The following is a 23,649-nucleotide window of genomic DNA, read 5'->3' as shown; positions in this document are numbered from 1 at the left end:
TTTCCTCACGAGAAGACGGTGATTGGTTGCGCCGTGGCAGCCAGCAGGCGTTTGATTTCCGGAACGCAGGACCCGCATTGCGTGCCGCAACCCAGTTCTTGCTTGAGTCCCTGCAAATCCAAGCCACGGCTGATGCCGGCGCAGATCGCGTTCTGGCCAACGTTCTTGCAATTGCACAGGATCTTGTTCGCGTTGACGGGCGCGTCGAGATTGCCCGGTGGTGCGCTCAGCGGCGCCAGCAGCCAGCGCCGCAGTTGCTGGTCCGCGCGACCTTCGAGCCACAGCCCCTGCAACCAGTGTTGGGCAAGGGTTTCGCCGGCCAGTCGAATGGCAGTGATCCGGCCATTTTCGATCCGCACGCGTTTGCCAATGGCCCGTCGAGGGTCGTCGTAAGCCAGCACCGGGCCGTCATCGAGCGCCAGGTTTTTATCGATTTCGCTTAGCAGCTCTGCCGAAGGTGCTGAAGTATTGGCAGCCCGTACAAGCAGGGCAGGGCGCTCACGACCAACCAGGCTGAGGCTGACGTAGGAAAACGCCTCACAGAGCGGTCGTAGCGTCTCAAAATGTCGTTGAACATCGCCCTCGATCAGTGCGAACAGTTTCCAGGGCAAATCCACCGGATCCAGGCGAACGCCGCTGTGTTTAAGTTCGGGCTGTTTCGACAAAGGATCGAAGGCGGGCAGGGTGAGGCTGTTCACCCCTCCCTTGAGAAAACGGTCGCCCCAATGCATCGGCAAAAAGGCCTGGCCCGGGCGCACGCTGTCATCGCTGGCAACCGCGACGACGACTGCGCCGCGCCGGCTTTTCAGGCTGACCAGATCCCCCGGCTGCAGACGATGGCGACGCAGTTCGTCCGGGTGCAGGCTCAACTCCGCTTCGCTGACATGGCCGAACAGTTGCGCGGCGGTGCCGGTGCGGCTCATGCCGTGCCATTGATCGCGCAGGCGACCGGTGATCAGGGTCAGCGGGAAGCGTGCATCCCGTTGCTCTTTGGCAGCGCGATACGGATCGGCCACAAACTGTGCGCGCCCATTGGCAGTGGCAAATATCCCGTCTACGTACAGCCGGGCCGTACCTTCAACGGCACCTGCAGGGAAGGGCCACTGCTGCGGGCCGAGACGATCGATCAGTGCATGGCTGATACCGGACAGATCCAGGTCGCGACCTTGAGTCAGTTGTTTGTATTCGTCAAAGACCTGAGCGGGATTTTCAAATTCAAACAGGCTGGTTTGACCGGGACGCAGGTGTTTTTCCAGGCGTTGTGCGAAATCTACGGTGATTGCCCAGTCCGGCCGCGCCTCCCCGGGTGCGACGACTGCCTGGCGTACATGGGAAATTCGCCGCTCGGAGTTGGTCACGCAACCTTCCTTTTCTCCCCAACTGGCGGCGGGCAGCAGAAGGTCGGCGAACTTCGCGGTTTCAGTGGTGCTGAAGGCTTCCTGCAGCACCACGAATGGGCAGGCTTGCAAGGCTGCGCGCACGGCCGTCTGGTCCGGCATGGATTGCGCGGGGTTGGTACAGGCGATCCACAGCGCCTTGATCTTGCCGTTGCGCACTTGCTCGAACAGCTCGATTGCGGTGAGCCCGGGATTTTCCGGCAGTTGCTCGACGCCCCAGTAGGACGCCACTTGCTCACGGTGTTGTGGATTGGCGGCGTCACGGTGGCCGGGCAGCAGGTTGGACAAGCTGCCGGTTTCCCTTCCTCCCATGGCATTTGGCTGACCGGTGAGGGAGAAAGGTCCGGCACCGGGACGACCGATCTGCCCGGTGGCCAAGTGCAGATTGATCAGTGCACTGTTTTTCGCGCTGCCGGCAGTGGACTGGTTAAGCCCCATGCACCACAGCGACAGAAAGCTCGGTGATGTGCCGATCCACTCGGCACATTGCTGCAATTGCCCGAGGCTGATTCCGCAAAGCTGCGAAACCATTTGGGGCGTGTAGTCACGCACCAGGTTTTTCAGCTCGGCCAGGCCTTCGGTGTGGTCCCGGATGAAGTCACGATCGATCCAGTCTTCCCACAACAGCAGATGCAAAATCCCATGGAACAGGGCGACGTCGGTGCCAGGCAAGATCGCCAGGTGCAGGTCTGCCAGATCGCAGGTATCTGTACGACGTGGGTCAATGACGATGACCTTCATTTGCGGCCGGCGGGATTTGGCGGCTTCCAGCCGGCGAAACAGCACCGGGTGGGCGTAGGCCATGTTACTGCCAACGATCATCACGCAATCGCTCAGCTCCAGGTCTTCGTAGCTGCAGGGCGGGGCGTCGGCACCCAGGCTGCGCTTGTAGCCGACCACCGCCGAGGACATGCACAGGCGCGAATTGCTGTCGATGTTGTTGGTACCTACCAGGGCACGTGCCAGCTTGTTGAAGGCGTAGTAGTCCTCGGTCAACAGTTGCCCGGAAATGTAGAACGCCACGCTGTCCGGGCCATGTTCGGCAATGGTCGCGGCAAATACGCTGGTGGCGTGATCGAGGGCGGTATCCCAATCGGTGCGGTGACGGGCCAGGCCTTTTCCGAGGCGCAGTTCGGGGTACAGCGCCCGCGCCGTCAAGTCGCCGGTCAAGTGCAGGGTCGAGCCCTTGCTGCACAGTTTGCCGAAATTGGCCGGGTGCGCCGGGTCGCCGCTGACGCCGAGGATGCGCGAGCCGTCGTGCTCGATCAGCACGCCGCAGCCGACCCCGCAGTAACAGCAGGTGGATGCAGTGATCTGGCGGTCCATCAGCCTGCATCCCGCAGGGCCAGCATCACCCGGCCATTTTCCACCCGGGCGAGATGGTGATGGGCACAGCCGATGTCCGGGGCCAGGGCTTCACCGCTTTCCAGGTCGATTTGCCAGTTGTGCAACGGGCAGGCAACCCGCTTGCCGTAGACCAGGCCTTGGGACAACGGGCCGCCCTTGTGCGGGCAACGGTCGTCAAGGGCGAACACTTCGTCGTCGCTGGTACGAAAAATCGCGATGTCTCCCTTTGGCCCGGCGATGATCCGCGAGCCCAGGGCGTTGATTTCTTCCAGTGCGCAGATATCCAGCCAGTTCATGCCAGCACCTCCAGGTTTTTCACGGGGATGACGTCGAATTCTTTTTTCAGCTGTGGCTGTTCCAGGCGCTCCTTCCACGGGTCCTGTTCGAACGACAGGGAGAATTGCAGGCGATCGTTGAGGGCCTTGCGCCGCTCCGGATCTTCCAGCACGGCTTTCTTGATGTGTTCCATGCCGACCCGTTGCAGGTAGTGCACGGTGCGTTCGAGGTAGAAGGCTTCTTCGCGATAGAGCTGCAGGAACGCACCGTTGTATTCGCGCACTTCTTCGGCGGTTTTCAGTTTGACGAAGAATTCTGCGACTTCGGTCTTGATCCCGCCGTTGCCACCGATGTACATCTCCCAGCCGGAGTCCACACCGATAATTCCCACATCCTTGATACCGGCTTCCGAGCAGTTGCGCGGGCAACCGGAGACAGCCAGCTTCACCTTGTGCGGCGACCACATGTTGAACAGGTCATGTTCCAGTTCAATGCCAAGTTGTGTGGAATTCTGGGTGCCAAAGCGGCAGAACTCGCTGCCGACGCAGGTTTTCACCGTGCGGATAGATTTGCCGTAGGCATGGCCGGACGGCATGTCCAGGTCTTTCCACACCCCCGGCAGGTCTTGCTTGCGAATGCCCAGTAAGTCGATGCGCTGGCCACCGGTGACCTTGACCATCGGCACGTTGTACTTGTCGGCGACGTCGGCAATGCGCCGCAGCTCTGAAGGATTGGTCACGCCGCCCCACATCCGCGGGACTACAGAGTAGGTGCCGTCTTTCTGAATGTTGGCGTGGGCGCGTTCGTTGATCAGGCGCGATTGCGGATCGTCCTTGGCTTCCCCTGGCCAGGTGGAAATCAAGTAGTAGTTGAGCGCCGGGCGGCAGGTGGCGCAGCCGTTGGGTGTGCGCCAGTTCAGGTAGCTCATGGTGCCGGCGATGGTCAGCAGGTGCTGCTCGCGGATGGCTTGGCGGATCTGCCCGTGATTGAGGTCGCTGCAGCCGCAGATGGCCTTTTCGCTTTTCGGTTTGACGTCCGCCGCGCCGCCCACGGTGTTGATCAGGATCTGTTCGACGAGCCCGGCGCAGGAGCCGCAGGAGCTGGCAGCCTTGGTGTGTTTCTTGACGTCGTCGACACTGAACAGCCCGTGTTCCTGAATGGCCTTGACGATGGTGCCCTTGCACACACCGTTGCAGCCGCAGACTTCGGCGGTGTCGGCCATGCTCATGGCTTTGTCCTGGCCTTGGTGTCCTACGTCTCCGAGGGCGCCTTCGCCGAACATCAGATGATCGCGGATCTCGCCGATGGCGTGATTCTCACGGATCTGCCGGAAATACCAGCCGCCGTCCGCCGTATCGCCGTACAGGCAGGCGCCGACCAGCACGTCATCCTTGATCACCAGTTTCTTGTAGACCCCGCCAATCGGGTCCGAGAGGGTGATGGTCTCGGTACCTTCGCCGCCCATGAAGTCGCCAGCGGAAAACAGGTCGATGCCGGTGACCTTCAGCTTGGTCGAGGTCACCGAGCCCTTGTAGGTGGCAAAGCCCAGTTGGGCGAGGTGGTTGGCGCAGACTTTGGCCTGTTCGAACAGCGGCGCCACCAAGCCATAGGCAATGCCGCGATGGCTGGCGCACTCGCCGATGGCATAGATCCGTGGGTCGTAGGTCTGCATTGTGTCGTTGACCAGAATCCCGCGGCTGCACGGAAGACCGGATTTCTCCGCCAGTGCGGTATTAGGGCGAATGCCGGCGGCCATCACTACCAGGTCAGCGGGGATGATGTCGCCGTTCTTGAATTGCACCGAACCGACCCGGCCGTTGCCCGCGTCGTGCAAGGCCTGGGTCTGCTCGCTCAGGCGAAAGTGCAGGCCGCGAGACTCCAGGGCGGTTTGCAGTAGCTGGCCGCTGGTCTTGTCCAGTTGCCGTTCCAGCAACCACTCGCCGATATGCACCACGGTGACGTGCATGCCCCGCAGCATCAGGCCGTTGGCGGCCTCCAGGCCGAGCAGGCCACCCCCGATCACCACGGCGTGCCGATGGGTTTTCGCGGTGTCGATCATGGCCTGGGTGTCGGCGATGTCGCGGTAGCCGATCACGCCCTCAAGGGTGTTGCCGGGAATGGGCAGGATGAAGGGCGTCGAGCCGGTGGCGATCAGCAGGCGATCGTATTCGGCTTCGCTGCCGTCTTCGGCAATGACCCGGCGCTTGACCCGGTCGATCTCCACCACTTTGCGGTTGAGCAGCAGCTTGATGTTGTTTTCCAGGTACCAGTCCAGGTCGTTGAGCACGATCTCTTCGAAGGTTTGTTCGCCCGCCAGCACCGGCGACAACAGGATGCGGTTGTAGTTGGTGTGGGGTTCGGCACCGAAGACCGTGATGTCGTACAGCTCTGTGCTCAGCTTGAGCAGCTCCTCCAGGGTCCGGACCCCGGCCATGCCGTTGCCGATCATCACCAGTTTTAATTTTTTCATCAGGTTCTCCGGGGGAGCTCAGGCCGGCCTCATCAGGGTTCAGGCCATGCTCGACAAATTTTGTGCAAACAAAAAAAGGCGTCCCGCTAGTTGCCTAGCGAGGACGCCTTTGTCCTGGTCCCGTTCTCTCGGGAAGTGCAGCCTTCGTCGTTGAAGCCCGCGCTTTATGTCTGTTGCAAGAGGTAATGCAGCGGTTGTGCCAAGTCGCTCAGGTCCCTTGTTTGTTGGCTTTTATCCCGTTCGCAAGGGCAGAACCGTGAGGGAATGCACCGATTCAAAGCGCGTTGCCCGCTAATGGAGCGCAACCACCAGCAGCACAAGGTTGAGCAGCAACGAAACCAGCGCCAAGGTCCGCCAGACTTTCAATGGCTCGCGCTCCAGCAACGGCTTGGGGCGCACACTCAAGCTGCGCCGTTCGCCCTGTTCGATCAGCAGCAGCCATTCTTCCGCCGTTTCGAAACGCTGGTCGGGGGCCGCTGCCACGGCGCGCTCCAGGCTATGGGCGATCCAGTCCGGCAGGTCGGGCCGGTAGCGGCTGGCGTTGACCGGGAGACCAAACCTCGGGCGCTGGAACGCTTCGATTTCGCCATAGGGATAGTGCCCGGTGAGGAGGAAATACAGGGTCACACCGACGGCGTACAAGTCCTGCCGTGGCGTCGGTACATCGCCGCGAAAGGCTTCGGGGGCGATGTAGCTGGGTGTGCCCGGCAGCGCCCAGGGCAGGTCTTGCGAAAGCCCGGGGCAGTAGGCGAGGCCGAAATCCAGCAGGCGCAACTCGCCATCGTCCCCCAGCAACAGGTTTTCCGGTTTGATATCGCGGTGCAGGATCTGCCGTCGATGCAACAGGCCTACCGCTCGCAGCAGGCGCTCGGCGATGTCTTGCCACTGGGGCAGCGGCAAGGGTCCACTTTGCTCATGCCGTTGGGCCAGGGTAGCGCCCGAATATTCACGCATCACGTAGTACAAATGCTGACGCTGACTGACAGCATGGACTTCAGGAAAATGTCGCCCTGCCATGCGTTTGAGAAACCACTCTTCCGACAGTAACGCTTGCCCGGCCTGGTGATCGTCGTGCAGGCGCCCCGGCAGGGTTTTCAGCAGCCAGGGTTGTTGCTGGCTGTCGCGAACGCGATAAAGCAGCGATTGCTGGCTCTGTGCGACGATGCCCTCGACCTGCCAGCCCTCGAACGCCTGACCCGGTTTGAGGGCTGGCGGCAGTGGCCATTGCTGCAAGTGCATCAACGCATCGCCAATGCTCGCTTCACCGAGGGCATCGACCCGCACCAGCAAGGCGCTGGCGTTGTCCTGGCTGCCCGCCAGGTGTGCGGCATTGACCAGGGTTTGCGCAGCGCTGTGCAGGTCCGGTTGATCGCGAAGGATCGCGGCAATCGCGGTATCGCCCAGGACGGCCCAGACGCCGTCGCTGAGCAGGACGAAGCTTTCATCGGGGCGCAGTTCACCGTCGAGAAAATCCAGCACCAGGTGTTGATCGAGCCCCAGTGCCCGTTTCAGCACATGCTGCATGCCCGGCTGGTCCCAGACGTGATCCTCGCTGATTCGCTGCAATTGGTCGGCGTGCCAGCGATACACCCGGCAATCGCCGACATGGGCCAGGGTAAAACGCCGGCCACGCAGGACCAGCGCACTGAGGGTGGTCAGCAGCGGTTGTCCGCCGCCATTGGCCTGCAACCAGCGGTTCTGCGCCAGCAACAGGCGATCGAGTGCCTGCGCGACGCCCCAGGTTTCCGGCGTGGCGTAGTAATCCAGCGCCAGGGCCTGCAACGTCGAGCGGGCAGCCAGGCCGCCATCGGCGCACTGGCTGACACCGTCGGCGATGGCGAACAGATAACCTTTGCTCGCCGCCAGCGCCGGGGCCGGCGTGACCAGGCGCAGGGCATCCTGGTTTTCCTCGCGGGGACCGATGGCGCTGGCTTCGGCGAAACTCAGTTGCAGGCTCATCGCGGCGTCAGACCCGCGCAGCCGTCACGGCGGCCGAACCCCAGGTGGTTCTCCAGCGACGTTTTACGCCGTGCAGACCGAACCAGGCCAGAACGCCGAGGCTGGCGAACAACCACAGGGCCAGTTGATAGCTGCCGGTGCTTTGCTTGATCGCGCCCATGCCGGCCGCGAGGGCAAACCCACCGATGCCGCCAGCCATGCCAATCAGGCCGGTCATCACGCCGATTTCCCGGCGAAAACGCTGGGGCACCAACTGGAACACTGCGCCATTACCTGCACCCAGGCCAAGCATGGTGCAGACGAAAAGCGCCAGTGCGGCGTAGGAACTCGGCAGGTTGAAGCCAACCACGGCAATGCAGGTCGCCGCGACGGTGTACATCGCCAGCAGGGTCCGAATGCCGCCGAAGCGGTCAGCCAGTGCGCCACCCAGGGGGCGCATCAGACTGCCGCCGAACACGCATGCAGCGGTGTAGTAGCCGGCAGTCACCGGACTCAGGCCGTACTGGTCGTTGAAGTAACCGGGCAGGGCGCTGGCCAGGCCGATGAAACCGCCGAACGTCACGCTGTAGAAAAACATGAACCACCAGCTGTCACGATCACCCAGGGCCTTGAAGTAGTCGGCCATGGATTTGGCCTTTGGCCGCTCGGGGGCATTGCGGGCCAGCCAGGCGAAGACGATCAGGGTCAGGATCAACGGAATCAAGGCAAACCCGAACACGTTGCTCCAGCCAAATGCCGCCGCCAGCACCGGGGCGATCAATGCGGCGAGCACTGTGCCTGAGTTCCCCGCGCCGGCGATGCCCATGGCCTTGCCTTGATGCTGTGGTGGATACCACTGCGAGGCCAGGGGCAGGGCGACGGCGAACGAAGCGCCGGCCATGCCGAGGAACAGCCCCAGCAGCAAGGCTTGCTCGTAGCTGTGGATCCCGAGTTTCCAGGCACCGAACAGGGCGCAGATCACGATGACCTGGCCGATCAGGCCGGCGGTTTTTGGCGACAGGCGATCAGCCAGCATCCCCATCGCGAAGCGCAACACCGCCCCGGCCAGAATCGGCGTGGCGACCACCAGCCCCCGTTGCTGCGTCGTCAGGTGCAGGTCGGCGGCGATCTGTACCGCCAGAGGTCCGAGCAGGTACCAGACCATGAAACTCAGGTCGAAATAGAGGAAGGCTGCGAACAATGTGGGTGTATGGCCGGATTTCCAGAAGCTTGAATTCATTGCGCACCTCAGCTGTGAAGAGTCTCGAAAGGAGTCATGAGCTTGCAGGTGGGGCGCCGATACGGCCGCACCACCGGCCCCGTGCTGTGGGGCCAAAACGAAAAAACGCCGCCACCCGATCCGCCAAGGGCAAATGAGGTGAGCGACGTCTTTGTCGTAGGTGGGGCAACCGCCGTTGGTTACCTGTGGTGATTACTAAGCGAGATCTGTGCCATATCGGAAATTTGTGTAAAGCAAAAAGATCGCAGCCTTCGGCAGCTCCTACGGGGTGCACACATTCCCCTGTAGGAGCTGCCGAAGGCTGCGATCTTTTGTTGTTCAACCCAATAATTCACTCATGGCAATAATCTGTTCCGCCACTTGAATCAGCTTCTGCTGGCGGCTCATCGCCTGGCGGCGCATCAGCGTGTAGGCCTCCTCCTCGTTGCAGTCCTTCATTTTCATCAGCAGCCCCTTGGCCAGTTCGATGCGCTTGCGCTCGGCCAATTGCTGGTCGCGGGCATGCAACTGGGCACGCAAGGCCTGGTCGCTTTCGAAGCGTGCCATGGCCACGTCGAGAATCGGCTGCAGGCGTTGTGCGTGAATGCCTTCGACGATGTAGGCGCTGACCCCGGACTTGATCGCCTGGCGCATCACGTCGGGGTCGTGTTCGTCCGTGAACATCACAATCGGTCGTGGCTGGTCGCGAGTCACCAGCACCACTTGTTCCATGACATCGCGGCCCGGTGACTCGGTATCGATCAGAATCACATCCGGACGCACCGTTTCGACGCGTTCGGGCAAGTCGATGGTCAGGCCGGATTCATCGATCACTTCGAATCCGGCCTCGGTCAGGGCGGCCTTCAGGCGTCCGACTTTCTTGGCGGTGTCGTTGATCAGCAGGATACGCAGCATGTTCGTGGTCTCCTGTCAGCGGCTGGCGGATCGATGCGAGCTGTCGCTCATGGCGTGCAGTTTGAAACTGCGGGCATAACCGGCCGGGTCCGAGCCGTCCCAGATCTTGCCGTCGATCAACTGACTGCTACGCATTTCCTCGGCTGATGAAGCGACGCCGACGGCACGGGCGGCTTCACGGTAGAGGTCCAGTTGCTGGACCTGCCGGGCCACCGCGAGATAGTCCGGATCTTCGCGCAACAAGCCCCAGCGGCGGAACTGGGTCATGAACCACATGCCGTCGGACAGGTACGGCAGGTTGACCTCGCCATTCCCGTGCAAGCGCAGCGCGTGCGGGTCTTGCCAGCGGTGGCCAAGGCCGTCGGCGTATTCGCCCAGCAGGCGTGGTTCGATGCAGTCCAGTGGTGCGTCAAGGTACTGCACGGCACTGAGCAATTGTGCGGTACTGCGGCGATTCTCGGTGCTTTCTTCGATGAAGCGGCTGGCTTCCAGAACCGCCATCACCAACACCCGGGCGGTATTGGGGTATTGCTCGACGAACGCACGGGTGCAGCCGAGGACCTTTTCCGGATGATCGGGCCAGATGGTCTGAGTCGTGGCCAGGGTGAAACCGAGGTCCTGTTGCACGGCGCTGGCGGACCAGGGTTCACCGACGCAGAAGCCGTCGATTCGACCGGCCCGCAGGTGCGCGACCATCTGCGGTGGCGGCACCACCACGCTGTCGACATCCAGCAGCGGGTGAATGCCCTGGCTGGCGAGCCAGTAATACAGCCACATGGCGTGGGTGCCGGTGGGAAACGTCTGGGCGAAGGTGAGTTTTGAGCGAGTTTGGTGCACGTGCCGATCCAGTGCTTCAGGACTGGTCACTCCAAGCGCCTGCAAGCCGCGGGACAGGTTGATGCTCTGGCCGTTCTGATTCAGGCCCATCAGCACGGCCATGTCGGTCGCGGCCACGCCACCGATGCCCAGGTGAACGGCGTAAACCAGGCCGTAGAGGCTGTGGGCGGCATCGAGTTCGCCGCTGACCAGTTTGTCCCGCAGGTTGGCCCAGGACGATTGCCGCTTGAGGTTCAGGGTCAAGCCGTGGGGCTGGGCGAAGCCCTGGGTGGCGGCGACAACCACCGAGGCACAGTCGCTCAAGGCCATGAAGCCGAGATTGATTTCGGTTTTTTCCGGGGCATCGCTGCCATTGACCCAGGCCAGAGGGCCGGCTGACGGTTCGTTCATCGCGTGTTCACCTTGCAAAAAAAACGTCGTCCCGAGTGCTTGCATGAGCAGGCCGGGGACGACGCCATTGTCTTTGCACCCATTCCGTCGTTGGCATGGGTGCTGGTACCCAGAGTGGTGCAAGGCATATGCCATTAACCGTTGATTTGATCACGCGCCTCGCTTGCCGCCCCGTTGCCCGGCTATAATCGCCACCTCAATTCGCCGCCAATCGAGTCAAATCCGCCCATGTACACCCTGGCCCGTCAGCTGTTGTTCAAACTCTCCCCGGAAACCTCCCACGATCTGTCCCTGGACCTGATCGGCGCGGGCGGGCGTCTTGGGCTCAACGGCTTGTTGTGCAAGGCCCCGGCGAAGCTGCCGGTGAATGTCATGGGCCTGGACTTCCCGAATCCGGTGGGGCTGGCCGCCGGCCTGGACAAGAACGGCGCGGCCATCGATGGTTTCGCCCAACTGGGTTTCGGTTTTGTCGAAATCGGCACCATCACGCCGCGTCCACAGCCGGGCAACCCGAAGCCACGCCTGTTCCGCTTGCCGGAAGCCGAGGCGATCATCAACCGCATGGGTTTCAACAACCTCGGCGTCGATCACCTGCTGGCCCGCGTGGCGGCGGCCAAGTACAAAGGCGTGCTGGGCATCAACATCGGCAAGAATTTCGATACGCCGGTCGAGCGTGCCGTGGACGACTACCTGATCTGCCTGGACAAGGTCTACGCCCACGCCAGCTATGTGACGGTCAATGTCAGTTCGCCGAACACGCCGGGCCTGCGCAGCCTGCAATTCGGTGACTCGCTCAAGCAGTTGCTGGCCGATCTGGCCGAACGCCGCGCGGAACTGGCATTGCGTCATGGCAAGCATGTACCGCTGGCGATCAAGATCGCACCGGACATGAGCGACGAAGAAACCGCACAAGTTGCGCAAGCGCTGATCGAAACCGGGATGGATGCGGTCATCGCCACCAACACCACCCTGAGCCGCGTAGGCGTCGAAGGCATGGAGCACGGCGAAGAAGCCGGCGGTCTGTCCGGCGCGCCGGTTCGCGACAAGAGCACCCACACGGTGCAAGTGCTGGCGTCGGAGCTGGCTGGTCGCCTGCCGATCATCGCTGCCGGCGGCATTACCGAAGGCAAGCACGCGGCTGAGAAAATCGCTGCGGGCGCGAGCCTGGTGCAGATCTACTCCGGCTTCATCTACAAAGGCCCTGCGCTGATTCGTGAGTCGGTAGACGCAATCGCAGCGCTACGCTGACCCCATGTAGGTAATGGTGTATGGGACAGGCATAAAAAAGGGCTCCATAAAGGAGCCCCTGGGCCGGAGCCCGCCGTCCGGATGGGACGTGCGTGGTTAATTCAGTACAAAGTCAGATTGTCGTGTCGGAGTGTTGTGCCCTGTAATTAGCCGACGGCGTGAAGTTCGTTGAGTCTGTGGATTCCCGCAGTGCCGGTCATACCGTCCCAGTTGTCGCCGCGTCCTTCTCGCCAGCCGTTGATCCAGGCTTGACGTACCGACGGTAGAGTAAATGGGCAAAGCTCACGGGATTTACCACCAACGCCATATTGATATCCGCGCAAAAATGCTCTTTCCAACGGATCACGCTTAAGTCTTCTCATAGGGTGTTGCCCTCACTTGTTGACTGTATTTATCGCGTCGACCTCTATTGAGGTCTGGCAGAAAAACTCTGCCGTTGGTGGCTCGTTGCCGGCGTGACGAGCCAAGGTGTTGGCGTCATTGCGGCGCCAACCTGTATTGAGTTCTAACCAATGCGTCACATCGAGGGAATGATCGTTTTGTCATAAGGACGTAACCATTCATGTGCTAACGCCATAAGTAACAGAGCGTTTGTAGCGTATTTATTGGCCAAACCCCGGTATGATCGGCTCTGCGCTGGATGATGGGCTTAATCCTTTACTGAGAATGGCTCCCGTTGCCGGGAAGCACTATTCGACGAAGGGTCGACTTATGACATTTTGTTGCATCAACTTTTTTATCTGTCCTTGCATCTAAGCTCACTTAACCCGGGCAGCAGGGGTGGAACGGCACACCTTCGTGCCACGCGGGCGCTCTTCAAGAAAAGCGCCTGATTGAAAACCGGACCGGCAATGCGTTGCCCGGTCACTCAGCTAAAGGTTCTGGAATTCCCATGTCCGATCATTTCGAACTCTTCCTCACTTGCCCAAAAGGCCTTGAAGGCCTGCTCATCGAGGAAGCCGTCGGGCTTGGCCTTGAGGAAGCGCGCGAGCACACCTCTGCCGTGCGCGGCATGGCCACCATGGAAACCGCTTATCGCCTGTGCCTGTGGTCGCGCCTGGCCAACCGCGTGCTGCTGGTGCTCAAGCGTTTCCCGATGAAGGACGCCGAAGACCTGTACCACGGCGTGCTGGACATCGAGTGGCAAGACCACATGCTCAATGACGGCACCCTGGCCGTCGAATTCAGCGGCCATGGCTCGGGTATCGACAACACCCACTTCGGCGCGCTTAAGGTCAAGGACGCCATCGTCGACAAACTGCGCACCCCGCAAGGCGACCGTCCGTCCATCGACAAGCTCAACCCGGACCTGCGCATTCACCTGCGCCTGGACCGTGGCGAAGCCATTCTTTCCCTGGACCTGTCGGGCCACAGCCTGCACCAGCGCGGCTATCGCCTGCAGCAAGGTGCGGCGCCGCTCAAGGAAAACCTCGCGGCCGCCATCCTGATCCGTTCCGGCTGGCCACGTATCGCGGCCGAAGGCGGCGCACTGGCCGACCCGATGTGCGGTGTCGGCACCTTCCTGGTGGAAGCGGCGATGATCGCCGCCGACATCGCGCCGAACCTGCGTCGCGAGCAGTGGGGCTTCACCGCCTGGCTCGGTCACGTCCCGGCGCTGTGGAAAAAGCTGCACGAAGAAGCGTCCGAACGCGCCGCTGCCGGCCTGGCCAAGACACCGTTGTGGATCCGCGGCTACGAAGCCGATCCGCGACTGATTCAACCGGGTCGCAATAACGTCGAGCGTGCCGGCCTGAGCGAGTGGATCAAGATCTACCAGGGCGAAGTCGCGACTTTCGAGCCGCGCCCGGACCAGAACCAGAAAGGCCTGGTGATCTGCAACCCTCCGTACGGCGAGCGTCTGGGCGATGAGGCGAGCCTGCTCTACCTCTACCAGAACCTCGGCGAGCGCCTGCGTCAGGCCTGCCTGAACTGGGAAGCGGCGGTGTTCACCGGTGCGCCGGACCTGGGCAAGCGCATGGGCATTCGCAGCCACAAGCAGTATTCGTTCTGGAACGGCGCCTTGCCGTGCAAGCTGTTGCTGATCAAGGTGCTGCCGGACCAGTTCGTCACCGGCGAGCGTCGTACTCCGGAACAGCGCCAGGTCGAGCGCGAGCAAGCCGCCTACGATCAGGCGCCGAACGAACCGCAAGAGCGCAAGTTCAACAAAAACGGCAACCCGATCAAACCGACGCCGGCACCGGCTCCGGTGATCGAGCAGCCGCGCCTGAGCGAAGGCGGGCAGATGTTCGCCAACCGCCTGCAAAAGAACCTCAAGGCCATGGGCAAGTGGGTCAAGCGTGAAGGCATCGACTGCTACCGCGTGTACGATGCCGACATGCCGGAATACTCCATGGCCATCGACCTGTATCACGATTGGGTCCACGTCCAGGAATACGCCGCGCCGAAATCCATCGACCCGGAAAAGGCCTCGGGGCGCATGTTCGATGCCCTGGCAGCCATCCCGCAGGCGTTGAACATCGACAAGAGCCGTGTGGTGGTCAAGCGTCGCGAGCGTCAGAGCGGCACCAAGCAGTACGAGCGCCAGGCGGCCCAGGGCAAGTTCGTCGAGGTCAATGAAGGCGGGATCAAGCTGCTGGTGAACCTCACCGACTACCTCGACACCGGTCTGTTCCTCGACCATCGGCCGATGCGCATGCGTATCCAGAAAGAGGCGGTCGGCAAACGCTTCCTCAATCTGTACTGCTACACCGCGACGGCCAGTGTGCATGCGGCCAAGGGCGGCGCGCGCAGCACCACCAGTGTCGACCTGTCGAAAACCTATCTGGACTGGGCGCGTCGCAACCTGTCGCTGAACGGTTTCTCCGACAAGAACCGCCTGGAGCAGGGTGATGTGATGGCGTGGCTCGAAGCCAGTCGTGACGAGTACGACCTGATCTTCATCGACCCGCCGACGTTCTCCAACTCCAAGCGCATGGAAGGTGTCTTCGACGTGCAGCGCGACCAGGTGCAACTGATCGATCTGGCCATGGCGCGGTTGGCACCCGGCGGCGTGTTGTACTTCTCCAACAACTTCCGCAAGTTCGAACTGGAAGCCAATCTCGGCGAGCGTTATGCAGTCGAGGAGATCACTGCCCAGACCATCGATCCGGATTTTTCCCGCAACGCCAAGATCCATCGCGCCTGGAAAATCACGGCTCGTTGACACTTGATGTGACTGGATCCACAGAGCCTTGATTTTCAAAGGCTCTTGGGTCCCATCAGTGCTGGTCAAATTAGTGGCTAATAGCTATAACTCAACTCACGGCCAAAGGGCTTTCCCGCACCTGGCGTTTTGAGTTGCGTTCTATGTCGTTGCACGCCGTGCGCCCCAAGATCCTGGGTTTTATCAGCGAAGATGCCTCGGCCTGGTTGGTCGCGCTGCTGGTATTGCTGATCGGCGGGGTGCTCACCGGGTTGCTGGCGTGGTCGACGCTGAATCTGTTTCACCATCAATTGCGGCAACGTTTCCAACTGCTGGCCAGTGAACGTTACAGCCGTATCGAAGAGCGTTTCGAAGATCAGGAGCAGCGCCTCGACGGCCTGCGCCGGTTTTTCGCCAATTCCGATTCGGTGTCCCGAGCGGAATTCGACGGCTACACCCGACCTTTGCTGCTGCGAACCCAGGCGTATTCCTACGCCCAGCGGGTCACCCGTGACGAGCGGGCGGCGTTCGAGCAGCGAGTGCGTGACGAAGGCTTGAGCAGTTTTACCCTGAGAGAACTCAACGCCGACGGCCAATTGCAACTGGCCGGCGAGCGAGATGAGTACGTGGCGGTGCTGTATAGCCAGACTCAAAGCAGACTCGGTGCTCCCCTCGGTTACGACTTGCTGGCCCAGCCGCTGCGGCGTGCCACGCTCGATCGGGCCGATCAGCATGGCGGCATGGCGGTGTCGCAACCGATGCATCTGGTGAGTATCGAACCGGCTTATGCGCGCGGCGTGCTGCTGGTCGCGCCGGTCACGCAGCGCAACAGTCAGGACCTCAAAGCCGCGAAGCCCTACGGTTATGTCATGGCTGTGATCAGCATGCGCCAGTTGCTGGCGGACGGACTGCCGGACGCCAGCCATGACTATCTCTCGGTGCGCATCCTCGATTTGTCGATCGAAGACCAGCACGAAGTGCTGTTCGAGTCACCCAACCCGCCGGCCATCAGCGAGCTGTCCGCTACACGCCTGTTGCGTATGGCCGACCATGACTATCAAGTCGATATCCAGCCCAGCGACGCGTTCGTGAAGGCCAACCATTCCTCCGTGACCAGTGTGGTGGTGTTGGGTGGATTGCTCAGCGTGATGCTCAGTGCCTTGCTGTATGTGTTGGTCAGTCAGCGGCAGCGGGCGTTGAAGCTGGTCGAGCAACGCACTCAGGAGTTGCGCGATCGAGAGCAGGAGCTGCGCGGCACCCATGGCCAGTTGCGTGGCGTGCTGAATGCCGCCACCCAGGTCGCGATCATCGCCACCGACCTGCGCGGCGTCATCAGCACCTTCAACGCCGGTGCCGAGCAGATGCTTGGCTATTCCAGCGCCGAGGTGGTGGGGCACATGACCCTGGAGAATCTGCACCTGCCCCGGGAGCTGGTCGCTCGCTCGGCAGAGTTGAGCGCACGCTATGGCAAACCGGTGCCGACCTGCCAGGCGATGCTGGTCGAAGGCGACGCGGAGGGCGACCACGAGGCGCGGGAGTGGACGCTGGTACGTGGCGATGGCAGCCATTTGATGGTCAACATGCTCGCCACGCCGGTGCTCGACGAGCAAGGCCTGTGGGTCGGGCACCTGGCGGTGTGCATCGACATCACCGAACGCAAGCGGGTCCATGAGGCACTCGCGGCGCGGGACCTGTTGTTGAAGAAACTCAGTGCCCACGTGCCCGGCGGCATCTACCAGTTCAAGATGGAGTTCGACGGGCGTTTCAGCGTGATCTATGCGAGCGACGGCATTCGCGAGATCTACGAGCTGGAACCTGATGTGCTGCTGCACAATGCCGAAGCGATCTTCACCCGGATTCACCCCCAGGACACCACCCGTGTCCGCGCCTCGATCCGCGCCTCGGCCGACACCCTCAGTCCCTGGCGCGAGGAGTACCGCGTGCAATTGCCGCAACGGGGTCTGCGTTGGGTGCGTGGCGAGGCCACGCCGGAGGAACTGCCCGGTGGCGGTGTACTCTGGCATGGCTACATCTCGGACATTTCCGATATGAAGCGGGTGGAAGAGGAGTTGCGCGCGTTGTCTGTCACCGATTCCCTGACCGGTATCCACAACCGCCGCCATTTCCAGGAACGCCTGACCACCGAAATGGCCCGGGTGGAGCGTGGTGGTGGGGATCTGTCGGTGATCATGCTCGATATCGACCATTTCAAGCGCATCAATGACCTGCATGGCCATGCCATCGGTGATCGGGTGTTGCAGGCGGTGTGCGAGCGGATCGGCCACCGGCTGCGTCGCACCGATGTGTTCTGCCGCCTGGGCGGAGAGGAGTTCATGGTGCTGTGCCCGGATGTCAGCGGCGAACATGCCTATGTGTTGGCCCAGCAATTGTGGCAAGGCTTGCGCAGCTCACCCATTGAAGGCGTCGGTACGGTCACCGCCAGTTTCGGGGTTGCCGGTTGGCGGGTCGGGGAGGGCGTCGATGCCTTGCTGTTGCGCGCGGATTCGGGGGTCTATGCGGCGAAGCAGGCGGGAAGGGATAGGGTTGAGGGGGAGATGAATTAACCCGGGTTGTACGCTGACCCTGTGGGAGCGAGCCTGCTCGCGAAAGCGGAGTGTCGGTCACCATCAGTATTGACTGGGCTGACGCTATCGCGAGCAGGCTCACTCCCACAAGGGATCTACTGTGTTCTTTAGGTCCGGTTACAACACCGAAGCCGTCTGCGGCAGTTTCGGTTGACGGTACAGGTCCAGCAGCACCTGATCGAGCACCGACGAGGCGCCGAACGGAGCCTTGTCGTTGAGGATCGCCACCACCACCCAGGTGTTGCCGTTGACGTCGCGACTGAAGCCGGCAATCGCCCGCACAGTGTTCAGGGTGCCGGTCTTGACGTGGGCTTCACCGCGCATCGCAGTGGTCTTCAGGCGTTTGCGCATGGTGCCGTCGGTGCCGGCAATCGGCATCGAACTGATGTATTCGGCGGAATACGGGCTGTGCCAGGCCGCTTCGAGCATCGAGGCCATTTCCCGGGCGCTGACGCGCTCGGCACGGGACAGGCCGGAGCCGTTCTCCATCACCAGGTGCGGCGCGGTGATGCCCTTTTTCGCCAGCCACTGGCGCACCACACGCTGCGCGGCCTTGGCGTCGTCACCATCGGCATCGGTGCGGAAGCGTTGGCCGAGACTCAGGAACAACTGCTGGGCCATTGTGTTGTTACTGTACTTGTTGATGTCGCGGATGATTTCCGCCAGGTCCGGCGAGAACGCCCGGGCCAGGACCTTGGCGTCTTTCGGTGTAGGCGCCAGCACATCCTTGCCCTGAATGCTGCCGCCCAGCTCCTTCCAGATCGCGCGGACGGCGCCGGCGGTGTAGGTAGCGTGGTCGAGCAGCGACAGGTAAGTCTGCGAACTGCAGCCTTCACCCAGTTGGCCGCCGACCGTCACGGTCACGCTGCCGTCGGCCTGTGCCACCGGGTTGTAGCGCACGCCACCGGTGCATTGCTTGGAATTGAGGGCCTTGACCTGGTTGTCGATGCGGATGCTCGCAATCGGCGGCTCCACCGAGACCAGCACCTTGCCCGAGTCATTGCGCGCGACGAAGCGCAGCGCCTTGAGGTTGACCAGCAGCGAGTCGGGCTTGACCAGGAACGGTTTGTTCTCGTCGTTGCCGTCGTCATTGAACTCGGGCAGTTGCGGTTGCACGAAGAAGGTTTTATCCAGCACCAGGTCGCCGGTGACCTGGGTCACGCCGTTGGCACGCAGGTCGCGCATCAGCAGCCAGAGTTTTTCCATGTTCAGTTTCGGATCGCCGCCACCCTTGAGGTAGAGGTTGCCGTTGAGAATGCCGCCACTCAAGGTGCCGTCGGTATAGAACTCGGTTTTCCACTGGTGGTTCGGACCGAGCATTTCCAGCGCCGCGTAGGTGGTGACCAGTTTCATGGTCGACGCCGGGTTGACCGACACGTCGGCGTTGAACACCGTCGGGGTGCCGGGGCCGGTGAGCGGGATCATCACCAGCGACAGGGCGTTGTCCTGCAACTTGCTGGCTTTCAGGGCTTTTTCAACGTTGGGCGACAACGCGGTATTGATGGGAGCGGCGCAAACGGGAAGGGCCAGGGGGAGAAGAAAACCGGCCAACAGCAGTGGACGCAAAGATTTGATCATCTGAAATAGAACCCTGCAGTCGAGGGGAAAAAAGACGAGGGCATGGAGATAAATTCCCTCAATGGTCATGAAAGTGTCGGCATTATGCCCCAAGGTGTCACCGCTTGTGCCGTGCGAGGGCTGTCTGATTTGCTATTTTTTTACCGGCGGTAGGCGTGGTGGCCCAGAGAGTCAGGCAATCGGCGGCTTAAACTGCTAAAGTGCCGCCCGTTATTACTTAAGAGGATTGTTCCAATGGCGACTAACCGTTCCCAGCGTCTGCGCAAAAAACTGTGCGTCGATGAATTTCAAGAGCTGGGTTTCGAACTGAACCTGGATTTCAAAGAAGATTTGGCTGATGAAGCCATTGATGCTTTCCTCGACGCGTTCCTCAAAGAAGCCATGGAAGCCAACGGTCTGGGTTATGTTGGCGGCGACGACTACGGTCTGGTTTGCCTGCAGAAGCGTGGCTCGGTCAGCGCTGAACAACGCGCTGCCGTTGAAGCCTGGCTCAAAGGCCGCACCGAGCTGACCAGCGTTGAAGTCAGCCCGCTGCTGGACGTCTGGTACCCGGAAAAGCCGATCAATCCGGTAGCTTGATGTTCTAAAAAAACGGCGACCCAAGGGTCGCCGTTTTTTTATGCCCGTTTTTTGTATTTCAGGCCTTGCGCCAGTTCAGTATCACCAGGGTCACCACCCCCGCGACAATGCCCCAGAACGCTGAACCGATGGAAAACAGCGTCAGCCCCGATGCCGTGACCATGAAGGTGATCAGCGCCGCTTCACGTTCCTTCACTTCGCTCATGGCGATGCTCAAACCGTTGATGATCGAGCCGAACAGCGCCAGCGCCGCAATCGACAGCACCAGTTCCTTGGGCAGCGCGGCAAACAATGCCGCGAGCGTCGCGCCGAACACGCCGGCGATCCCATAGAAAATCCCGCACCAGACGGCTGCGGTGTAGCGCTTGTTGCGATCCTCATGGGCGTGCGGTCCGGTGCAGATCGCCGCGCTGATCGCCGCCAGGTTGATCCCGTGAGAGCCGAACGGTGCCAACAGCAAACTGGCGATGCCGGTGGTGGTGATCAGCGGCGAGGCGGGCACCGTGTAACCATCGGCGCGCAATACGGCGATGCCGGGCATGTTTTGTGAGGTCATGGCGACGACAAACAGCGGGATGCCGATGCTGATGGTCGCGGCCAGGGAGAAGTGTGGCGTGGTCCAGACCGGCGTGGCCACTTCCAGGTGGAAACCGCTGAAGTCCAGCAGCCCCATGAAGCCTGACAATGCCGTGCCGATCAGCAATGCCGCCAACACCGCGTAGCGCGGCGACAGGCGCTTGACCACCAGATAACTGACAAACATCCCCAGTACCAGGGCGGTGCGGTGTTGCGCCGCAACGAAAATCTCGCTGCCGATCTTGAACAGGATCCCCGCCAGCAGGGCGGCGGCCAGGGATGCCGGAATCTTTTTCATCAGTCGTTCGAAGCTGCCGGTCAGCCCGCAAATCGTCACCAGCACCGCGCAGGTGATGTAGGCGCCGATGGCTTCGCCGTAGCTCACGCCGCCCAGGCTGGTGATCAGCAGCGCGGCGCCGGGGGTCGACCAGGCAATGGTGATCGGCGTGCGATAGCGCAGGGACAGGCCGATTGAGCACACCGCCATGCCGATCGAAATGGCCCAGATCCACGAGGAAATCTGCCCGCTGCTCAGGCCCGCCGCTTGCCCGGCCTGGAACATCAGCACCAGGGAGCTGGTGTAGCCGGTCATCATGGCGATGAAACCGGCGACGATGGCGGAGGGCGAGGTGTCGGCCAGCGGGCGGATTTGCGTGTGGGTGGCGTCGTTCATGACGGTGGTGTTCCTTTTACAGATGAAGATGTCCGCGAACTCAGCACCTACACAGATAACGAGCAAATCGCGAATTTCGTGTTTAAGCCTAAACTCAAAAGTAATCAGGCGTTGCGATACAGCCGAGGCAACATTCAGCCGTACAGTCGTGTTGCCACCTTCCATTGTGTACAATTGCAGTGTTTTTTACGCGATACTTGCCAGCGACCCACTGTGCCGTATTACAGTCGCGGTCAATTCGCCGCAGTTCTTCCGACTCGAGTGCCCATGAACGAACAGTTGCAACCCCTAAAGAAACAACCGCGAGCAGGCAAAGCCGGCCGCAGCGGTACCCAGGACGATATTGTCTACGCGCATATCTTCGAGGCCATCCTCGAGCAGCGTCTGGCGCCCGGCACCAAGTTGAGCGAAGAAGCGCTGGGGGAAATTTTCGGGGTCAGCCGCACCATCATTCGCCGCGCCTTGTCGCGCCTGGCCCATGAAGGCGTGGTGCTGTTGCGTCCGAATCGCGGCGCCGTGGTCGCGAGCCCGAGCGTCGAAGAAGCCCGTCAGGTGTTCATGGCCCGCCGTCTGGTGGAGCGCGCGATCACCGAGCTGGCCGTTCAGCACGCGACCGCCGAGCAGATTGCCGAATTGCGCCAGATGGTCAACGACGAACGCGACAGCTTCTCCCGTGGTGATCGTGGTGCCGGCATCCGTCTGTCGGGCGAATTCCACCTGAAACTGGCAGAAGCGGCGAAAAACGCCCCGTTGATCAGCTTCCAGCGCAGCCTGGTGTCCCAGACGTCGCTGATCATTGCCCAGTATGAAAGCGGCAACCGTTCCCATTGCTCCTACGACGAGCACACCCAGTTGATCGACGCCATCGAGAAACGCGACGCTGAACTGGCGGTGAACCTGATGATGCATCACATGGATCACATCGACAGCAAACTCAACCTCGACGAGGAAAGTGCTTCGGATGATCTGCATGCGGTGTTCTCGCATTTGCTGCAGACCAAGAAGCCTGGGCGGTCGACCGCGAAGCTCTGATAGAAAAAGATCGCAGCCTTCGGCAGCTCCTACAAGGGTGTGCGTACACCTGTAGGAGCTGCCGAAGGCTGCGATCTTTTTTCAGACAATAAAAATCCCCCGGGCTGAAAGCAGCGGGGGATTTTTTATGCCCGAAGAAATTTAGCGCTGATGCACCAGATTCCCCGCCGCATAGGTCTGCTGCACAGTCCGGTCATCCCCCAGGGTCATCAACACAAACAACGTCTCGGCGATGTTGTTGGCCTGCTTCAGGCGATAGCCCAGCAGCGGCGTGGCGTTGTAGTCCAGCACCAGGAAGTCGGCGTCGGTGCCCGGTTGCAGGGTGCCGATCTTGTCTTCCAGGCGCAATGCGCGGGCGCCGCCGAGGGTGGCCAGGTACAGCGACTTGAACGGGCTCAGGCGTGCACCTTGCAGTTGCATGACCTTGTAGGCTTCGTTGAGGGTTTGCAGCAGCGAGAAACTGGTGCCGCCGCCCACATCGGTGCCGATGCCGACATTGAGGTTGTGCTTCTCGGCCATCGGCAGGTTGAACAGGCCGCTGCCGAGGAAGAAGTTCGAGGTCGGGCAGAACGAGATGGCCGAACCGGTTTCCGCCAGTCGCGCGCACTCGTCATCGCACAGGTGCACACCGTGGGCGAACACCGAGCGCTCGCCGAGCAACTGGTAGTGGTCGTAGACGTCCAGGTAACCCTTGCGCTCCGGGAACAGCTCCTTGACCCACTCGATTTCCTTGAGGTTTTCGCTGATGTGGGTCTGCATGTACAGATCCGGGTACTCGGTCAGCAACTGGCCGGCCAGGGTCAGCTGTTCCGGGGTGCTGGTCGGTGCGAAGCGTGGGGTGACCGCGTAGTGCAGGCGACCCTTGCCGTGCCATCGCTCGATCAGCGCCTTGCTTTCCACGTAGCTGGATTCGGCGGTGTCGGTCAGGTAGTCCGGGGCATTGCGGTCCATCATCACCTTGCCGGCGATCATCCGCAGGTCGAGCTGCTCGGCCGCTTCGAAGAACGAGTTCACCGATTGCGGGTGCACGCTGCCGAATACCAGCGCAGTGGTGGTGCCGTTGCGCAGCAGTTCCTTGATGAAAATGTCCGCGACCTGGTCGGCGTGGGCCTTGTCGGCGAACTGGCTTTCGCACGGGAAAGTGTAGGTGTTTAGCCAGTCCAGCAATTGCTCGCCATAGGCGCCGACCATGCCGGTTTGCGGCAGGTGGATGTGGGTGTCGATGAAGCCGGGGGTGATCAGGGCGTCCTGATAGTGGGTGATTTCGACGTCAGCCGGCAGGGTCGGCAGCAGTTCGCTGGCGTGGCCCAGGGCGCTGATCTGGCCGTTTTCCACAACCAGCAAGCCGTCTTCGAAATACTCGTAGGAGGCTTCGATGCCCACGACGGCTGGGTCGGCGATGCTGTGCAGGATGGCGGCGCGGTAAGCTTTGCGAGTCAAAGGCATG

At 61.4% G+C, this 23,649-nt stretch carries 16 protein-coding genes; 5 read left to right on the top strand and 11 right to left on the bottom strand.

Annotated features, from left to right (window positions below; translation table 11 throughout):
* Positions 1-5: 5 nt before the first annotated feature.
* From AABM52_RS21335 to AABM52_RS21305, 7 genes are all read right to left on the bottom strand, one after another.
* The gene (locus tag AABM52_RS21335) at positions 6-2,723 is read right to left on the bottom strand and encodes a molybdopterin-dependent oxidoreductase (protein ID WP_347907759.1); all 2,718 of its coding nucleotides are present in this window, start codon (positions 2,721-2,723) and stop codon (positions 6-8) included.
* Positions 2,723-3,040 carry a nitrite reductase small subunit NirD gene (gene nirD, locus AABM52_RS21330; protein ID WP_046042889.1) on the bottom strand — a complete coding sequence of 106 codons (318 nt, stop codon included), beginning with the start codon at positions 3,038-3,040 and terminating at the stop codon, positions 2,723-2,725. Before nirD ends, AABM52_RS21335 begins: the two co-directional genes overlap by 1 nt.
* On the bottom strand, positions 3,037-5,490 hold the full coding sequence (nirB, locus tag AABM52_RS21325; protein ID WP_347907758.1) for a nitrite reductase large subunit NirB: 2,454 nt from the start codon (positions 5,488-5,490) through the stop codon (positions 3,037-3,039). The genes nirD and nirB overlap by 4 nt, the downstream gene beginning before the upstream one ends.
* A 291-nt stretch (positions 5,491-5,781) precedes the next feature.
* A complete protein-coding gene (locus AABM52_RS21320) occupies positions 5,782-7,449 on the bottom strand; it encodes a bifunctional protein-serine/threonine kinase/phosphatase (RefSeq protein WP_347907757.1) in 1,668 nt (555 codons plus the stop codon).
* Positions 7,450-7,456: 7 nt separating this feature from the next.
* The gene (locus AABM52_RS21315; RefSeq protein WP_347907756.1) at positions 7,457-8,668 is read right to left on the bottom strand and encodes a nitrate/nitrite transporter; all 1,212 of its coding nucleotides are present in this window, start codon (positions 8,666-8,668) and stop codon (positions 7,457-7,459) included.
* 318 nt (positions 8,669-8,986) lie between these two features.
* On the bottom strand, positions 8,987-9,562 hold the full coding sequence (locus tag AABM52_RS21310; RefSeq protein ID WP_008048624.1) for an ANTAR domain-containing response regulator: 576 nt from the start codon (positions 9,560-9,562) through the stop codon (positions 8,987-8,989).
* Positions 9,563-9,577: 15 nt separating this feature from the next.
* Entirely contained in the window at positions 9,578-10,789 is a 1,212-nt protein-coding gene (locus AABM52_RS21305; RefSeq protein WP_347907755.1) for a CmpA/NrtA family ABC transporter substrate-binding protein, read from the bottom strand.
* A gap of 228 nt (positions 10,790-11,017) precedes the next feature.
* Here AABM52_RS21305 and AABM52_RS21300 point away from each other — a divergent pair, with 228 nt between their 5' ends.
* A complete protein-coding gene (locus AABM52_RS21300; protein ID WP_347907754.1) occupies positions 11,018-12,037 on the top strand; it encodes a quinone-dependent dihydroorotate dehydrogenase in 1,020 nt (339 codons plus the stop codon).
* 146 nt (positions 12,038-12,183) lie between these two features.
* On the opposite strand, the gene AABM52_RS21295 is transcribed toward AABM52_RS21300, so the two are convergent.
* Positions 12,184-12,399, bottom strand: a complete 216-nt coding sequence (locus tag AABM52_RS21295) for a ribosome modulation factor (RefSeq protein WP_003223300.1) — start codon at positions 12,397-12,399, stop codon at positions 12,184-12,186.
* 530 nt (positions 12,400-12,929) lie between these two features.
* On the opposite strand from AABM52_RS21295, the gene rlmKL reads away from it, so the two are divergent.
* Positions 12,930-15,200, top strand: a complete 2,271-nt coding sequence (gene rlmKL / locus AABM52_RS21290) for a bifunctional 23S rRNA (guanine(2069)-N(7))-methyltransferase RlmK/23S rRNA (guanine(2445)-N(2))-methyltransferase RlmL (RefSeq protein ID WP_347907753.1) — start codon at positions 12,930-12,932, stop codon at positions 15,198-15,200.
* A 143-nt stretch (positions 15,201-15,343) separates the two neighbouring features.
* Entirely contained in the window at positions 15,344-17,743 is a 2,400-nt protein-coding gene (locus AABM52_RS21285; protein ID WP_347907752.1) for a diguanylate cyclase, read from the top strand.
* A gap of 138 nt (positions 17,744-17,881) precedes the next feature.
* On the opposite strand, the gene dacB is transcribed toward AABM52_RS21285, so the two are convergent.
* The gene (gene dacB, locus AABM52_RS21280) at positions 17,882-19,342 is read right to left on the bottom strand and encodes a D-alanyl-D-alanine carboxypeptidase/D-alanyl-D-alanine-endopeptidase (protein WP_347907751.1); all 1,461 of its coding nucleotides are present in this window, start codon (positions 19,340-19,342) and stop codon (positions 17,882-17,884) included.
* A gap of 234 nt (positions 19,343-19,576) precedes the next feature.
* On the opposite strand from dacB, the gene AABM52_RS21275 reads away from it, so the two are divergent.
* Positions 19,577-19,921: a YggL family protein gene (locus tag AABM52_RS21275; protein ID WP_007971486.1), complete on the top strand. Its 345-nt coding sequence runs from the start codon at positions 19,577-19,579 to the stop codon at positions 19,919-19,921.
* Positions 19,922-19,979: 58 nt separating this feature from the next.
* Here AABM52_RS21275 and AABM52_RS21270 read toward each other — a convergent pair whose 3' ends face one another.
* The gene (locus AABM52_RS21270) at positions 19,980-21,170 is read right to left on the bottom strand and encodes a benzoate/H(+) symporter BenE family transporter (protein ID WP_223454917.1); all 1,191 of its coding nucleotides are present in this window, start codon (positions 21,168-21,170) and stop codon (positions 19,980-19,982) included.
* A gap of 267 nt (positions 21,171-21,437) precedes the next feature.
* Here AABM52_RS21270 and AABM52_RS21265 point away from each other — a divergent pair, with 267 nt between their 5' ends.
* The gene (locus AABM52_RS21265; protein ID WP_008050187.1) at positions 21,438-22,202 is read left to right on the top strand and encodes a GntR family transcriptional regulator; all 765 of its coding nucleotides are present in this window, start codon (positions 21,438-21,440) and stop codon (positions 22,200-22,202) included.
* A 141-nt stretch (positions 22,203-22,343) separates the two neighbouring features.
* Here the strand turns inward: AABM52_RS21265 and guaD are convergent, their stop codons facing one another.
* Positions 22,344-23,648, bottom strand: coding sequence for a guanine deaminase (gene guaD / locus AABM52_RS21260; RefSeq protein WP_347907750.1), 1,305 nt, complete (start codon positions 23,646-23,648; stop codon positions 22,344-22,346).
* Position 23,649: the final 1 nt, after the last annotated feature.

This window comes from Pseudomonas grandcourensis (assembly GCF_039909015.1).
Lineage (GTDB): Bacteria > Pseudomonadota > Gammaproteobacteria > Pseudomonadales > Pseudomonadaceae > Aquipseudomonas > Aquipseudomonas grandcourensis.
This window is presented reverse-complemented; position numbering and strand designations above follow the sequence as displayed.

Coding starts and splice junctions, on each gene's coding strand:
- AABM52_RS21335 (WP_347907759.1), bottom strand. CDS start 2,723: ATGGACCGCCAGATCACTGCATCCACCTGCTGTTACTGCGGGGTCGGC.
- nirD (WP_046042889.1), bottom strand. CDS start 3,040: ATGAACTGGCTGGATATCTGCGCACTGGAAGAAATCAACGCCCTGGGC.
- nirB (WP_347907758.1), bottom strand. CDS start 5,490: ATGAAAAAATTAAAACTGGTGATGATCGGCAACGGCATGGCCGGGGTC.
- AABM52_RS21320 (WP_347907757.1), bottom strand. CDS start 7,449: ATGAGCCTGCAACTGAGTTTCGCCGAAGCCAGCGCCATCGGTCCCCGC.
- AABM52_RS21315 (WP_347907756.1), bottom strand. CDS start 8,668: ATGAATTCAAGCTTCTGGAAATCCGGCCATACACCCACATTGTTCGCA.
- AABM52_RS21310 (WP_008048624.1), bottom strand. CDS start 9,562: ATGCTGCGTATCCTGCTGATCAACGACACCGCCAAGAAAGTCGGACGC.
- AABM52_RS21305 (WP_347907755.1), bottom strand. CDS start 10,789: ATGAACGAACCGTCAGCCGGCCCTCTGGCCTGGGTCAATGGCAGCGAT.
- AABM52_RS21300 (WP_347907754.1), top strand. CDS start 11,018: ATGTACACCCTGGCCCGTCAGCTGTTGTTCAAACTCTCCCCGGAAACC.
- AABM52_RS21295 (WP_003223300.1), bottom strand. CDS start 12,399: ATGAGAAGACTTAAGCGTGATCCGTTGGAAAGAGCATTTTTGCGCGGA.
- rlmKL (WP_347907753.1), top strand. CDS start 12,930: ATGTCCGATCATTTCGAACTCTTCCTCACTTGCCCAAAAGGCCTTGAA.
- AABM52_RS21285 (WP_347907752.1), top strand. CDS start 15,344: ATGTCGTTGCACGCCGTGCGCCCCAAGATCCTGGGTTTTATCAGCGAA.
- dacB (WP_347907751.1), bottom strand. CDS start 19,342: ATGATCAAATCTTTGCGTCCACTGCTGTTGGCCGGTTTTCTTCTCCCC.
- AABM52_RS21275 (WP_007971486.1), top strand. CDS start 19,577: ATGGCGACTAACCGTTCCCAGCGTCTGCGCAAAAAACTGTGCGTCGAT.
- AABM52_RS21270 (WP_223454917.1), bottom strand. CDS start 21,170: ATGAACGACGCCACCCACACGCAAATCCGCCCGCTGGCCGACACCTCG.
- AABM52_RS21265 (WP_008050187.1), top strand. CDS start 21,438: ATGAACGAACAGTTGCAACCCCTAAAGAAACAACCGCGAGCAGGCAAA.
- guaD (WP_347907750.1), bottom strand. CDS start 23,648: ATGCCTTTGACTCGCAAAGCTTACCGCGCCGCCATCCTGCACAGCATC.